Consider the following 14529-nt stretch of genomic DNA (forward strand, 5'->3'; position numbering starts at 1 on the left):
GAGAGCGGTTGTAAACAAGGAGGTGAGAACGTGTGTAAACAACGTGATGCGATTACACATCTGTCGACTTGGTAGCAGGATTCCGAGGTGGTGGTAGCGGCCCGGGTTGGGTGCCCGGGCCGCTTGGGTATCACTCCCAGTAGCCGTCCTGGGCTCGCGCTTGATCGTTGCGGTGCCGGCGCATGTCGATCTGGCCCAGGTTGATGATTCGGGCGTTGTTGGCGAGGCGGTTCACGATCGAGTCCGCCGCAACCCGGTCGGGCAACTCGGCAACCCAGTGGGTTGGCCCAGTTTGTGAGGCGATCATCGTCGGCAGCCGGTGTTCTCGGTTGGCGAGGATGGCGAACAGATCGCTGGCGGCGTCGCTGTCGATGCCGACGGTGAGGAAGTCATCGATGATGAGCAGGTCGATGTCGGAGAGCTCGTTCAACAGTTTCTGGTGAGCGATGCCGTTGCCGCGGGCAATGATGAGCCGTCGGGCGAGGTCGTCCATCCGGAAGTAGAGGACCGAGTGTTCGCTTTGGCAGGCGCCGATAGCCAGCGCGCAAGCGAGGTAGGTTTTGCCGCCGCCGGTGGGCGAGATGATCAGCAGGTTCGTCGGGTCTGCCCTCCAGGCATGGTCCGCATAACGGCGCATTCTGACCGGGGTGATGCCGCGCCCCTCGCGGTAGTCGACCTCGGCGACGGTCGCGCCGGGGATAGGGAACGCGGCTTGGCGGATGAGTTTGTCGACCTTGTTGATGCGCCTGGACTCGAGGGCGTCATCGACGGCGGTGAGGAACAGCTGCTCGGGGGTGAGCGTGTCGTTATCTTCGTCCTGGATGAGTTCCTCCAGCCGGGTCGCAACGTGCGTCACCCGCAGGGCCCGGAACTTGTCGTAATCGACGCTGGTGAACATCACTTGCCCTCCTCGTCGCGTGCGTAGTGGGAGGCGTCGCGAACGTAAACGTCTGGCATGGAGTCGCGGAAAACGACGGTGCTGACGCGTTTGCGTGTCGAGGCCGCCGGGACCACCGGGCGAGGCTTCTTCGCATCGCTGTCGATCGTGGCCATGCTGTGTTTCAGCGTCGTATAGGTGGGATGGGCTCGACGGTTGAGCAGCTCTTGGCAGGCCGCGTCCAGCCGCTCGCGATTGTTCTTCCCGAGCCCGTCCAGGATGTTTTGGCAGGCCAGATACCCCTGCGCCTCGATCGCCTGGCCGTCGAGGATCTGCTCGATCACGGTCACAGTCGCCGGTCCAACGCTGCGGGCCCGGTCGGTGAACCACTGTCGGGACCAGAGCCCGTCGATGTTGCGGTGCTGCGGTGGAATGTGCTCGGGCAGGGTCGAGTACTGGCCCTTCCGGCCGGTCAACCGTGGGTGTTCGCAGAGCATCTCGTGCCCGTCGAAGACCGTCACCCGTGACGAGGTCAGCCTCACCCGCAGCAGCTTGCCCGCCAGGCCGAACGGCACCGAATACCGTTGCGTGTCGGCGGTGACGTGGTAGTTCCGGCCGGCCTTGAGCTCCTTCCAGGAGACGTCCTCGAAAGCAGCGTCCGGCAACGGCTCAAGGAAGTCTCGTTCCTCGGTGTCGAACCTCTCCCACCGGGTCGTATCGTCCGCGCGGCGAATGTCGTGGTTGATCTCTCGCACCCGCTCGTTGATCGCGTCGTTGAGCTCGCTGAGGGTCGTGAAGACATCGTCGTCGAGGTAACCGATGACGCGTTTGTTCACGACGTTCACCGCGTTCTCGGCCGCCGCCTTATCGCGCTTATCCCGAATTCGGGATAACAAAGACTATCCCGAGGATTCTGTTATCCCGAGTATCGGCCGCGATGCCTGTGCGGTGGCGGCCTGAGGGCTGATTTCCTCGGGATAATCGCGGCCCGCCTACGCTGGCTCATCTCTTTCGATTTCACTGGAGGTGAGCTTCGAGATGAATGTTTCTATTGGCGAGCTGATCGTGCAGGCGGATGCTGCCATGAGTGGACTGCAGCATGCGCCATCGACGACGATGCAGTACCGGTGGGCGTGGTCCCAGTTCGCGAGGTTCTGTTCCCGCGACGGTATCGATGAGTTCAGAGAGGAGGCCGTCGCCGCGTTTATTGAATTCGTCGCCGCGGAGTATCGGGACGGCCGGTTCAAAGGGTGGAAAAGCAAGCTGCTGCGCAAGGCCGCTCTGGTGCTGTCGGAGGTGGCACGGACCGGGTCCTATGAGTGGTGTCTGGCTCGCCCGGCGCATCCGAATGATGCGCTGGACGTGGTCTTCCGCCCGGTCCAGGAGCAGTTCGAGCGCTGGCTGCAGGGCCGGTCGTTGGCCGTCAGCACCCAGAATCTGTATGCGACGGTGTCGCGCGCCGCGTTGGCGTGGCTGCCCGACCGCGGCGTGGCCGATGCTCGGGCGCTGTCCAGAATGGACGTGTCGGCAATGGTGGTGTTTCTCGGCAGCCGGTACCAGCCGGGGAGCATGAGGACAGTGCTGTCGGCGCTGCGCGTGCTGTGTCGCTTCTGGGAGGAATCCGGCTACGGCGTCGGACTCTCGCAGGCGGTCCCGGCTCAGAGGGTGCGGCGTGTCCGCTCGGTGGGAGTCATCTCGGCCGACGGAGTCGACGCGCTGGTGAACTCCGCGGCGGTGTCCACACCGATGGGCTTACGGGACAGAGCAATGCTGCTGGTTGGCGCCCGGACGGGGCTGCGGCCGGTGGACATCGCAGGGTTGCGGTTGCGCGATATCGACTGGCCGCACGCACGAATCACTCTCACCCAGCACAAGACGGGGGCGTCGGTGACGTTGCCGCTGCTGGCCGAGGTCGGTGAGGCGATTGCGGAGTATCTGTTGCATGGCAGACCCGTCGACGGGGACGACGACCATGTTTTCCTGCGCTCCCATGCCCCCTACGTGGGCCTGACCCTATCCCACAGTTTGTATTGGGTGGCCGCGCGGGCCTTCGCCCGCTCCGGCACTGTCACCCAGAACGGCACCGGCCGCGGCTTCCGGGTGTTGCGGGCCTCGTTCGCCACCCGGCTGCTGGCGGACGGCACACCGCTGCCGGTGATCTCCGGCGCCCTCGGGCACCGGGGGATCACCTCGGCGAAACACTACCTCTCGGCCGACGACGAGCGCATGCGGGAGTGCTGCCTCGACTTCGCCGGTATCGAGCCGAGAGGAGCACTCTGATGAGCGGCTTCGTCAGCGGCCTGGCCGCTCCGCTGCAGTCCCTGCTGGAGCTCAAGCACGCGATCGGGTTGCCCTACGTGAACTCCGAGTCGCATCTGCGCCGCTTCGACAGGATGTGTGCTGAGACTTACCCGGGCGAGGTGACGCTGACGAAGGAGATGGCCATGTCCTGGGCCGTCGCCCGCCCGGATGAGCACGTCAACGGGCAGATGCGGCGGATCACCCCGATCCGGCAACTGGCCAAACATATGGGCGCCCTCGGCCTGAGCGCCTTCGTCATCCCGCCGGGCATCCCCGGCAAACAAATTCGTTACCGCCCGCACATCTACTCCCACGCGCAGCTACGGTCCCTCTTCGACGCCGCCGACGACATCAAGGCCACCGGCTATGGCGGCAGACGGGAGGTGATCATCCCGGTGATCTTCCGGATGATCTACTGCCTGGGGCTGCGGCCGAGCGAAGCCCGCACGCTGCACCGCAACGACGTCGACCTGGCCCGCGGCACGGTGAGCATCCGGCAGTCCAAAGGGCACAAGGACCGCATCGTCTTCCTCTCACCAGACCTGCACGAATACTGCCGCAACTATGACGCGACGATCAGCGTCCACCATCCGGACCGGGTCCCGTTCTTCCCGAATCGCTACGGAGGTTTCTATAGCGACTGCACGATCGACTACTGGTTCCAGCAGCTGCTGGCCGCCGCCGACCCGCCCGTCGTGTCCAGCCCGGGTTCGCCGCCGCGCGTCTACGACCTCCGCCATGCCCATGTGGTCGAGAACATCAACCGGTGGGTCCTCGCCGGGAAGGACCCGGAAGCGTTGGTGGCCTATTTGAGCCTGCATCTCGGACACGCCAACACGGAGGACACCTGGTACTACTTCCACCTTGCCGCGGACTTCCACGTCGACCTGCGCCGGATCGCCAACACCGGAATCGAATCCGCACTCCTGGAGGCCCCCGATGGCCTCCGATGACTTCTTCCGACTGGTCCGATCCTGGCTGACGGTCCACCTGCCCCGGTCGCGGCGGCTCAGTCCGCACACCATCCGCTCCTACAGAACCGCGCTGAACGCCCTGCTCGACTTCCTGCGCGAGTCGCAGCACCTCGCCCTGGCCGAGGTCTCCTTCGAGGTCATCGACCGCTCCACCATCACTGCCTTCCTCACCTGGCTGTTGGAGACCCGGCATCTCGCAGCTTCCTCCGCGAACCAGCGCCTGGCCGCGGTCAAGTCGTTCCTGTCGTATTGCGCCGGCGAGGATCCGGCACTGGTGTCGATCTGGCTGGAGGTCACCCAGGTCAGACCCGCCCGGACGCCGACGCGAGCCCCGGACGGGTTGAGCATGCCCGCCGTCGACGCGCTGATCCGCGCCCCCGGACAGCACACCGGCCGCGGGCGCCGGGACACCACCCTCATCCTGCTCACCTTCGACGCCGCCGCGCGAATCCAGGAGATTTTGGACCTGACCCCAGCGGATATCGACACCACGATCGGTGCCGCGCGGGTGACGCTCACCGGCAAAGGCCGCAAGAGCAGGACCGTCCCGCTGATGGACAAGACCGCCCGCCACCTCGACCAGTATCTGGCCGAGCTGCATCCCGGCGCGGCGAATTCGGCTGCCTTGTTGTTCTTCACTGTCCGGGCGGGTCGCCGGCACCCGATGAGCCAGGACAACATCTCCTACCTGCTCAACAAACACGCGACCGCGGCACGGCAACACTGTTCGGAGGTCCCGGAGAAGGTCCATGCCCACCAGCTTCGGCACGCCCGCGCGATGCAGATGCTGCGCGTCGGGGTTCCCCTTCCCCACATCAAGGAATTCCTCGGCCACGCGAACATCTCGACCACGAGCATTTATGCGTCGGCCGACAACCAGATGGTCCGTGAGGCGATCCAGAAAGCAGGCAGCTCCACACCCGACCTCGCACCGCTCTGGAACGGAGGCGACGACCTCATTCTGCAGCTCGCCGGGCTGAAGTGATTATCCCGAGGAAATCAGCCCTCAGGCCGCCACCGCACAGGCATCGCGGCCGATACTCGGGATAACAGAATCCTCGGGATAGTCGCGCGGGCGCTTCACTCGAGCCGGGACGATCGCGCACTGATAATGATCGGCGAGCTGCTGATACCTCGCGTTCACGACCCGCTCTGCGTCGCCCTTGTGGGTTTGATGGGTCGAGGTCGTCGGGTTGTCCGGAACGACGATCTGCGGAACACCGCCATAAAACGCAAACGCTTGAACGTGAGCGTCGAGCCAGGCCGGGGACTTCATATCCGCATAAGCGCGGCAAAACATCATCCCCGAAAACGGCAACACCGCAACGAACAGCACCGCCCGGATCACCTCGCCGGTGATCGTGTCCACGACGTCCATCGTGTCTCCGGCCCAGTCGACCAGCATTGCCCGCCCAGGTTCGTGACGGAGCACCGCCACCAGATCATGGCTGCGGAGGTAATCGGTGAACAGGGCGCAGAACTGCGAATACCCATACTTCTTTCCCGCGTCCTTGGCATCGACGTATCGGCGCCAGGCCAACAGCAACGTGAAGTGCCGGTTCTGCTTCATCGCCGCCACCACCCGGGCCAGATCGGGCTGGACGTACTCCTCCGAAACCTTCCGACGCCCGTCTGGGAACCACTTCGCCAGGTCCGCGTCGGTGATCGCGACCATCGTGAGTATTTGCAGGCTTGGGGGCCAGTGAATATTGCCTTCGGGGGCCACCGGTATTGCCTTCGGGAGCCACGCAGTCGCGCGGTCGGGGGCCAGCGGCGCCCGACCGCGCGACTGTCTATGCCGTGACCTGGCCGGCGGTGTGTTCTCTCATGTTGTGGCCGCCGGTCTCGACCCAAATGGTGTTCTGCACGATGCGGTCCATGATCGCGTCGGCGTGAACTCCAGAACCGAGACGCTGATGCCAATCCTTCTGGGCGTACTGGGTGCAGAACACCGTTGAGGCCTGGTCGTAGCGCCGCTCCAGGAGCTCCAACAGCATGCTCCTGGTGCTCTCGTCGGGCTCGTCCAGGAGCCACTCATCGATCACCAACAGCGAGAACGCGGCGTACTTGTTCAGGAACTTCGTCGACCCGGACGGCTTATCGCGGGCCAGCTGCCAAGCCTCTTCGAGCTCTGGCATCCGGATGTAGTGCGCTCGCACCCGGTGCCGGCAGGCCGCTTTCGCCAGCGCGCAGCCCAGATACGATTTCCCCGACCCGGTGAAGCCCTGGAACACGACGTTCTGCTGCCGGTCGATGAACGAGCACGTGCCCAGGCCGGCGATCATCGACCGGTCGAGGCCGCGTTCCTCGACGAGGTCCAGGCGACGCAGGTCCGCGTTCGGGTAGCGTAGGTTCGCCCGGCGGATCAGGCCCTCGACCTTGGTTTGGGTGAAGACGGAGTGGGCGTCATCGACGGCCAGTTTGATCTTTTCCTCGAACGCCAAACCCAGCGTCAGGACATCGTCCTGGGCGTTGAACGCGTCCAACAGAGTGGTCACGCCCATCTCGCGGAGTTTCCGTTTGGTCTCGATATCGAGCCGGCTCATCGTGCACCGCCTCCGGCGTAGTAGTCGGCCCCGCGGACATATCCGCCCGGTTCGGGCTCGGTGGGCTCGAAACGGGGAATCCTGCGGGTGCCTGTCTTGTCTTGCCCGGTCTCCAAGATCGGCTGCAAGTGCGCATACCGGGGCGAGCGAACACGACCCTCCAGGGCGATCTGACACGCTCTTTCCACTCGCTCGCTGGAGTAGCGCCGGCTCAGCCGCAGCACGGCCAGGGCGGCGTCGAAGCCTTGCTCCTCCACCGGCACGGCCTCGAAGATCCTGTTCACCACGGTCACCATGTTCGGGCCGACCCGCTCCGCCCAGGCCCGGATCCTGACAGTGTCCCACTCCCGATATTTCTCGCCCTGGGGCTGGTCGGCATCGTTGGTGCGGTATTCGTTCACGACATGATCGCCGAACAACAGATGGCTGGTGAGCCGCTCGTGATTCCGGTAAACCTCCAGCACTTGGGCGGTGATGCGCAGGTCGACGGCCTGTCCGATATGCGCGTAGGGGGCGGAGTAGAAGTTCTTCTCCCAAACCACATGCCCGTTCTTCTGCACCCGGCGCCCGATGATCCACCGGCTGATCTCATACGGAGCCGCCGGCAACGGCCGCAGCAACGCTTTTTCCTCGCTTTCGAACACACTCAGGCGCGAACCAGCACGCTTCTGGAACGGCTCCCGGTTGTAAGCATCAATGCGTTCGCGGATCGCGGCCCTCAACTCGGGAAGGGTTCCGAAGCTCTGGTTCCGCAACCCGGCGATGACCCAGGTCGCAACATGAGAGACGGTGTTTTCCACGGACGGTTTGTCTTTTGGTGACCGGGGGCGTCCCGGCAGCACCGCGGCCGAGTAATGCGCGGCCATCTGACGGTAGGCCTCGTTCAACACGACCTCACCCTCGCGAGGGTGCTTGATCACGCCAGTCTTCAGATTGTCGGGCACGATCCTAGGAACCGTTCCACCGAACCACTCAAACATCGCCACGTTCGCCAGCAGCCAGGTGTCTTGGCGCATATCCAGCGCTGGCTCGACGAACGCATACCTCGAGAACGGCAGGCACGCGACGAACAAATACACCCGCGACGTCTCGCCCGTGACCGGGTTGACGAGCTGCATCGTGGGCCCCGACCAGTCGACCTCGACCGTCCGCCCGGCCTTGTGGCCCACCCGGGACGCCGCCCCAGTGACCAGAGCATGGGCCGCGTAGGACTTGCAGAATCGGTCGTAACCCATCGCCGGCTGCCCCGTCGCTTTGCACCGGTCGACGTACTCGCCATGGAGCAGCTTCAGCGTTACCCCGACCTTGGCGAGCTCTTTATGCACCCCGTCCCAATCAGGCTGCACGAACACACTCTCGTGCTCGCCCCGACCAGGGAACAGCAGCGCATATACCTCGGCCTCGCTGCGGCTGGCATGGCCGTCACTGCCAATGCCAGCCTTCTCGGCGGCATCGAACACCGCCAACACACTCTTACGCGACATGCCTTGCGCGATCGCGATCGCCCGCCCGGTCATACCTTCGGCTCTGAGCTGAAGCACGAGCTTCGCGTTGATCCTTCGTACCATTGTTGATTACTCCTTCTGCCGCGTGCCTATACACGCGGCGGAAGGAGCTAAGCAGATGGCCCCCAACAGCAATATTCAGTGGCCCCCAAGCGCGCTACTGAGCACATCGCCCGGTGGCCCCCAAAGGCAATATCGGTGGCCCCCAGAAGCGCTAATACTCAGCGAAGCTTGCGTCTGCGGGGAGAAGCGAGGTCCAGAGCGCTTGCGGGGCGCTCATCCCAGGTTCTTTGGTGAACCGATCAGCTGTGCATTCTGCAAGCCAAGATTCACATTGAGAAGCTCGATTGCGTCGATGCACAGCCTCGCGGCAGCATCTTCGTCGATGTCTCGTCGGGCGGATACGCGGTCGCGCGCCAGTTCCATCGAACTGGAGCTCTGGATCGCCGATACGATTTCGGCGGTGAGTGGTGTCAGTAGCTGACGTCGTCTTGTTGTGACGTCAGCCAAGACGAGTCCGCTTGACGCCTCAAGCATGAACGGGTCCGCTGCCAGTGGTGCCGCGTCCGCGCGTTCGTCCTCGAAATTGGACCATCCGAACCCGTCGATCTTCGCGGTCCCATTGTCGAGCTGCAGCATCTTGATCAGTTCTGTGGCATTCAGGTACCGCGGAAGCCATGGATGGGTTCCCAAGTCGGCGTGCACGACCTCTGGAGGGACAGCGCCCCCTAAGGCGTCAGCTTTGGACACGAGGTTGCCAACAGCGGCATCCCAGTTCCCTGCGTTCCCGAGCGGAATGCCTTGCATGCCCAGGCCGATGGTTCCATCTGCTTCCAGCCGGAACGCGTGAGGAAGCGATGTCAAGCGGTCGGCGGCGAACATGTCGCGGTCTGCCAAGACCACGCGTGGATCAATGAGCGAGGACGGAAACACGCCGGTCATTCGGGCGAGATCCGCATCGTCAAGGAACGCTCGCCAGCCGGCGTCGTCAAAAAAGCGCACGGCGGTAGGGCCAACGATCTCAATGAATCCTGCCGACAAGTAGTCTTGCACTTCGACCCCACGGTCATTGAGAAAGAGTTCATCACCGGCATCTAACATTTGTCCGGTGTAGGTCACTACCCTGCCGCGGGTCGGTACCCAGCTGCAACCAGCTGGGAGCAGTACTGCGTCATCTCGGCCGAGCACATGCTCGAGGCCGGCAGGATTCGCCTCGGCAGCGATAAAGAAGATGCGCCGAACATCGGTTCGCTCTCCGCTGACCCACTCGAGAATTGTGCGTGCTGCGATGGAATCTTTTACTTCAGTATTCAAAAGGCCCCCCCTTTAATGTTGCAGGGCGCCACATACCGATCTCCCAAGAATTACTCATATCTCAGCACCGTTATCGTCGCGATGAAGCACTTGACGACGTTGCTGAGATCCCCTGGGTCAGGCTACACGGACAAGTCGGATCACGTCTATCCCCCGCTTCCGTGCAGAGTGGAATGATCTACGCGCAGTCGGCGAGCTGCCAGGTTCGGTCGAGGAAGACAGTTAGCCACGTGACCGCCGCCGCGTCATCCGTCGTAACAGGCTTTTATTCTCAACCGCGGCACGAACTAAGGACAGGCGCGTATATCGCGTCTCTTTTCACGCTGTAGCATCGGATCATGTCGATCCCGGGTAAGAACGAAACTGGCGGTCTCGCCTGGGGAAAGATCCTCATCGGTGTGGGCGTCCTGATACTTGGCGCATCATCTGCATTCGCCGGTGGTCCCTGGTGGCAGCTCATCACCTCAGCTGCTGCCGCAGCTTTGGGCCTATTCTTGTTGATCTCTGGGCTGCGCGACCTCTCCGCTCGTCGAAGGGTGCAGCCAAGGGCGCAGGACGAGGATCGCGGGAGCGAATAGCCCGTCGGTGAGTCGGAGACCGCGGTGCTACGACGAATTGCCCTGTAGGTTTCTCATGAACCGCTGGAGTCTGTACATATCGTGACCGTAGTCCAAGGTCCCAAGAAGTCGCTCTCAGCAATGTTCTGAGGAATTACGGGAAGGCTGACGCGACGGGAGACTTGATACTCCTTCCTGTACGGACGCCAAATAGGCCGATCGCGCTATCCCATCAATTTCTTGGTGGAACTTCGTTGATGCACTCCAACTGGGGCCCTGGATCAATCTTGAGCGCATATAACACGACTGCTGCGGGAGGCCCCAGCCTCCCGGCGGACTCACTGAGTGTCGCGCCGCTTTCCTGCAATTTTCTCATTGAAGAACGGTCGACTTCGTGGACGCGTGTCCCGCTGTACTGTCCGAATTCGGGGACGTCAGGCTCCCAGCTTAAAGGCTCGTCGATGCCCGCCTGAGCGAGAAACTCATATGCAAAGACGTCAAGGCTTGACAGCAACGCGGGGGGAGAGTTCCCATCGAAACTTGGCAATTTGTGCCCTCTCTTCGTTGGATTTCGTCCGCTACGGCTGGAATGCCGGCTTTATGCTCGAGCACCACGAAGCCCCCCGCCACGACAGGGTCCATCCCGAGTCCGGGCTCCGACAAGGATTCGTCGCACTAGAGGCAGGCTCAGTCCGTGTTCTTGACCTGAGTTGCATCCCCGACCGGAGTATTGGATCTTCGACCGGAATCTACATGACAGCTAGCGGGAGTTTCCTAGCTAGCCTCGGTCAGAGTTCCAGAAGTGCTGGTCAACTCTGGTTTTGGCGGCTGGGTTGTGTATGACCTAACTTTTCTTCGGGGCCCACTGGTCGAGGTTGAAGATCTCGGCGAGTTGGTCCTGGGTGGGGGTCGTCGTGGTGAGCATTCGGCGCGCTTTGGGACGCCCACCGGTCGAGGAGTAGATCATGAGGGTCTCTTGGATCTTCTCGAGCTGGTCGAGGAGCTCCCGGACCGAGAGGTGCAGGCCTGCCTGCTCTGTTTGGCGTCGCATGAGGTGCGCGATTTGCAGTGCCAGGACACAGGTGAAGGTGTGCACGCGGATGTTGTGCTCGGTCCAGTGATGCATGGGCGAGAACGACACCACGTGGGGGTCTTTGAGCTGGCGGAAACTGAACTCCGCGTCAGATTGTGATCGGTAGGCTGCCACGACATCAGCGATCGGCCACTCGTCCTGGTCGGTGACGAGGACGCGCTTGCCAAACACCTCTGTCTCCAACGCGAGGCGGGCGTCATCATCGACCGTGAACGTGAGCTGATGCGTGGCTGGCGTGCTGCCGGTCAGGTCCCAGTTCAGGACGCGGCGAACCCAGGAGTCGTGGGTGATGCTTCGGATTTCCTCGGTGACTTGGTCGGTGCTGCGCCGGGTTTTCCCACGCGCCAGCGTCGCGGCGAGTTCAGTCAGGAGGCCGTGGGCTTTGTGGAGGGTTTGCACGAATCCGACGGCTTGTTTGTCGTGCAGGGTCGGGGAGTGCGTGAGAATCACACGCCGTTCAGAGCCGTAAACCGTTCGGCGGGTCTCGACCGCGCTGAGCCCGCCGAATCGGGCCTTATCGACGACGCGGCGCTCGCTCGCGGGCAGGGCAAGCAGATCGGCGACGACGGATGGTGGGATGGACCCCACGAAAGAGAGACCGGTGGCGGTGACGTGGGCGAAGTTGCTCAGAGAGTTTTGGCCGGCGTCGAAGACGACCGTCATCTCTGCTGGCGCCACTCGTCCGGCTTGGGCAGCGAGGGCTGCATGGCGGGCGCTGAGGAGGTCGATCATCAGTGGGAACTGGGTCACGTCGGGCCGGTTTCCGGGGTAAGCGTGGGCGACCAGAGGCACGCCGCCATCACGGGTGACGACTAAACCCAGACCGACCAGGCGCAGGTCGGTGCGTTTCTGCTTCGCTTTGCCGCGCTGAGCGATGGGCGCCTTGTCGTTAGCGGAATCGATGTAGGTCGCGAAGTTGGTCATATCCAACGCCAACGCCGAAATATCCAGGTCGAACGTGGTGATCATCGCCACCGCGAGTCGCTGCTCAATCTCAGCGAGCTGGTCCCCGGTGACTTTATGCATCGCGTCCCAGAACCGACGATGATCCAACACGCCAGCCGGCACCTTCGTGAACCGGTCCGCGGCGGTGCTTTTCCACCACTCCGCAAAGCCCAGCTTCGACGTCGGGGCCACGACCCTGTTCAGCGCAGCCAGCACCAGATAGGTCCCCACTGACGCTCCCGCGTCACTGCGGCGCGCGCCGACGACATCGTCGATGATCCCAGCCACGTCGAGCCGGTTCAGAATCTCCCAGACCGCGGCCGTGTCTCCAAAGCCCAGGTGCTGCGACTTCGACGGCAACGATTTGGCCTCGCGCCCGTCATGCAACGCCGCAATATCGGCCGCTGACCCCAGATAGCGTTCGGAGACCATCTTGGGCTTGCCGTCGACACGGGCCATCTCCCTCAAGTACCAGTACGGCTTCCCATTGATGGTCTTCTTATACAAACTAGCCATACTTTAGGTCATACGCTCTCACGGACCAAAAGTCACGCCACCACGCCGAAGAACGCCAGACCAACACCGGAATTCAATTCGGCGCAGTCTGGCGTCCCTGAGATAGCTAGGAAACTCCCGCTAGGCGCCGGGCACCATGTCTGCGAAGCGGGAGTAGTGGCCGTGGAAGGCCACTGTGACGGTGCGGGTGGGACCGTTACGGTGCTTGGCCACGATCAGGTCGGCCTCGCCGGCGCGCGGGTTGTCTTTTTCGTACGCGCTCTCGCGGTGCAGCAGGATCACCATGTCGGCGTCCTGCTCGAGCGAGCCCGATTCGCGCAGGTCGGAGATGGCGGGCATTTTGTCGGCGCGCTGCTCGGGACCACGGTTGAGCTGGGACAGGGCGATCACCGGCACTTGCAGCTCTTTGGCGAGCAGCTTGAGTGCTCGGGAGAATTCACTGACCTCCTGCTGGCGGGATTCGACCTTCTTGCCCGATGTCATCAGCTGCAGGTAGTCGATCACGACGAGCTTGAGGCCGACCCGCTGCTTGAGCCGCCGGCATTTGGCGCGGATCTCGACCAGGGTCATGTTGGGGCTGTCGTCGATGTAGAGCGGGGCGTCGTTGATGCGCCCACGGGTGGCCGCGATGGTGGTCCAGTCGCGCGCCTCGACGTTGCCCTTGCGCATGCTCTGCAGGGGCACGGATGCCTCAGCGGCGAGCAGGCGCATGGCGATCTCGCTGCGGCCCATTTCGAGCGAGAAGAAGATGCTGGGCATGTCGTGGTGGATCGACGCGGCCCGGGCGAAGTCGAGCGCGAGGGTGGACTTACCGAGCGCGGGGCGCGCGGCGACGATGATGAGCTGGCCGCCGTGGAAGCCGTTGGTGAGTTCGTCGAGGTCGGCGAAGCCGGTGGGCACTCCGGTGAACTGGCCGTCCTTGAGCTTGGCGGCCTCGATGTCCTCGATGGCGGCGGTGACGGCGTCGGTGAGGGGAACGTAGTCTTCGGTCTCGGTGCTGCCGGTGATCGAGTAGATCTCGGCCTGGGCGGTGTTGACCAGGTCGAGGACTTCGCCCTCCCCCGCGTAGCCCATCTGCGCGATGCGGGTTCCGGCGTCGACCAGCTTTCGGAGCATCGACCGCTCGGCCACGATGGTCGCGTAGAACCCGGCGTTGGCGGCGGTGGGCACCAGGCTGGTGAGCGTGTGTAGGTAGTCGGCGCCACCGGCCCGGGAGATCTCGCCGAGCTTGGTCAGCTCGTCGGTGACGGTAATGACGTCGGTGGGTTCACCCTGCGCGTAGAGCGAGAGGATCGCATCGAAGATGATCTCGTGCTTGGGCACGTAGAAGTCGGCGGCGCGCACGGTCTCGACAACGTCGGCGACGGCATCCTTGCTCAGCATCATGCCGCCCAGAGCACTCTGCTCGGCCAGCAGATCGTGCGGCGGGGTGCGCTCGGAGTGGCGGGGTTCGGAGTTGCTTCGGTACTCGGAGCCTCGTTGATCTGAGCCGCGTTGATCGGCGTAACCCAGGTGAGCTATCGACACGCCGAGCCTCCTCGTGTTGGTGTGGTTCTGGTGTATCAGGAGCCGCTGACAGCGATCATCCGGCACGCAGGCGCACGGGTGCGAATACCTGCTTGCCCACCATAGAGAGACTCTTCCACGCCGCCAAACCACCCTGTGGATAACTATGTGAGTAATCTGCGCGAAACGCCGCGTGACTTGTGCACAACCTGTGCACTCGGCTGTGGACAACTCAGGAGTTTTGAACTCGAATTGGGTTTGATCAGCTAATTAATCTATTCACATGGGTGTGGAAAAACTAGTTTCAATACCCTATTGAATGTTGATGAAATAGGTGGTCGCCTGTGCACAAAGACGTGCAAAACCGGTGAAAATTGTGCCAAGAATGGGGGTTA

The 14529-nt window shown here is 63.0% G+C and carries 11 protein-coding genes; 3 read left to right on the forward strand and 8 right to left on the reverse strand.

Features of this window, described 5'->3' with window-relative positions; all coding sequences use genetic code 11:
- Positions 1 to 130: 130 nt before the first annotated feature.
- Together BJQ95_RS19250 and BJQ95_RS19255 are read right to left on the reverse strand one after the other, a co-directional pair.
- On the reverse strand, positions 131 to 898 hold the full coding sequence (locus BJQ95_RS19250; RefSeq protein WP_130178886.1) for an ATP-binding protein: 768 nt from the start codon (positions 896 to 898) through the stop codon (positions 131 to 133).
- Positions 898 to 1713: a hypothetical protein gene (locus BJQ95_RS19255; RefSeq protein WP_130178885.1), complete on the reverse strand. Its 816-nt coding sequence runs from the start codon at positions 1711 to 1713 to the stop codon at positions 898 to 900. Before BJQ95_RS19255 ends, BJQ95_RS19250 begins: the two co-directional genes overlap by 1 nt.
- 202 nt (positions 1714 to 1915) lie before the next feature.
- Here BJQ95_RS19255 and BJQ95_RS19260 point away from each other — a divergent pair, with 202 nt between their 5' ends.
- The 3 genes from BJQ95_RS19260 to BJQ95_RS19270 are packed head-to-tail and all read left to right on the forward strand — an operon-like array spanning position 1916 to position 5137.
- Positions 1916 to 3157, forward strand: a complete 1242-nt coding sequence (locus BJQ95_RS19260) for a tyrosine-type recombinase/integrase (RefSeq protein ID WP_256041343.1) — start codon at positions 1916 to 1918, stop codon at positions 3155 to 3157.
- Complete coding sequence (locus BJQ95_RS19265; protein WP_130177781.1) at positions 3157 to 4131, forward strand: tyrosine-type recombinase/integrase; 975 nt, start codon at positions 3157 to 3159, stop codon at positions 4129 to 4131. The genes BJQ95_RS19260 and BJQ95_RS19265 overlap by 1 nt, the downstream gene beginning before the upstream one ends.
- Positions 4118 to 5137 (forward strand): tyrosine-type recombinase/integrase, encoded by a 1020-nt coding sequence (locus BJQ95_RS19270; RefSeq protein WP_130177780.1) that lies wholly within the window; start codon positions 4118 to 4120, stop codon positions 5135 to 5137. Before BJQ95_RS19265 ends, BJQ95_RS19270 begins: the two co-directional genes overlap by 14 nt.
- Positions 5138 to 5158: 21 nt before the next feature.
- On the opposite strand, the gene BJQ95_RS19275 is transcribed toward BJQ95_RS19270, so the two are convergent.
- The 6 genes from BJQ95_RS19275 to dnaB form a co-directional block, all read right to left on the reverse strand.
- On the reverse strand, positions 5159 to 5878 hold the full coding sequence (locus BJQ95_RS19275) for a DDE-type integrase/transposase/recombinase (protein WP_130178884.1): 720 nt from the start codon (positions 5876 to 5878) through the stop codon (positions 5159 to 5161).
- A 67-nt stretch (positions 5879 to 5945) separates the two neighbouring features.
- Positions 5946 to 6698: an ATP-binding protein gene (locus tag BJQ95_RS19280; RefSeq protein WP_256041470.1), complete on the reverse strand. Its 753-nt coding sequence runs from the start codon at positions 6696 to 6698 to the stop codon at positions 5946 to 5948.
- Positions 6695 to 8266 carry an IS21 family transposase gene (gene istA / locus BJQ95_RS19285; protein WP_256041471.1) on the reverse strand — a complete coding sequence of 524 codons (1572 nt, stop codon included), beginning with the start codon at positions 8264 to 8266 and terminating at the stop codon, positions 6695 to 6697. The genes BJQ95_RS19280 and istA overlap by 4 nt, the downstream gene beginning before the upstream one ends.
- Before the next feature lie 213 nt (positions 8267 to 8479).
- Complete coding sequence (gene mpaB, locus BJQ95_RS19290) at positions 8480 to 9517, reverse strand: daptide biosynthesis RiPP recognition protein (RefSeq protein WP_130177844.1); 1038 nt, start codon at positions 9515 to 9517, stop codon at positions 8480 to 8482.
- Between the two features lie 1401 nt (positions 9518 to 10918).
- Positions 10919 to 12571: an IS1634 family transposase gene (locus tag BJQ95_RS19295; protein ID WP_256041429.1), complete on the reverse strand. Its 1653-nt coding sequence runs from the start codon at positions 12569 to 12571 to the stop codon at positions 10919 to 10921.
- A gap of 177 nt (positions 12572 to 12748) precedes the next feature.
- Complete coding sequence (gene dnaB / locus BJQ95_RS19300) at positions 12749 to 14155, reverse strand: replicative DNA helicase (protein ID WP_130177645.1); 1407 nt, start codon at positions 14153 to 14155, stop codon at positions 12749 to 12751.
- Positions 14156 to 14529 lie beyond the last annotated feature (374 nt).

The sequence above is a fragment of the Cryobacterium sp. SO1 genome (genome assembly GCF_004210215.2).
GTDB lineage: Bacteria > Actinomycetota > Actinomycetes > Actinomycetales > Microbacteriaceae > Cryobacterium.

Bases quoted from the DNA above. Each gene is read 5' to 3' on its own strand.
- BJQ95_RS19250 (WP_130178886.1), bottom strand. From the start codon at position 898: ATGTTCACCAGCGTCGATTACGACAAGTTCCGGGCCCTGCGGGTGACG.
- BJQ95_RS19260 (WP_256041343.1), top strand. From the start codon at position 1,916: ATGAATGTTTCTATTGGCGAGCTGATCGTGCAGGCGGATGCTGCCATG.
- BJQ95_RS19265 (WP_130177781.1), top strand. From the start codon at position 3,157: ATGAGCGGCTTCGTCAGCGGCCTGGCCGCTCCGCTGCAGTCCCTGCTG.
- BJQ95_RS19270 (WP_130177780.1), top strand. From the start codon at position 4,118: ATGGCCTCCGATGACTTCTTCCGACTGGTCCGATCCTGGCTGACGGTC.
- BJQ95_RS19280 (WP_256041470.1), bottom strand. From the start codon at position 6,698: ATGAGCCGGCTCGATATCGAGACCAAACGGAAACTCCGCGAGATGGGC.
- istA (WP_256041471.1), bottom strand. From the start codon at position 8,266: ATGGTACGAAGGATCAACGCGAAGCTCGTGCTTCAGCTCAGAGCCGAA.
- BJQ95_RS19295 (WP_256041429.1), bottom strand. From the start codon at position 12,571: ATGGCCCGTGTCGACGGCAAGCCCAAGATGGTCTCCGAACGCTATCTG.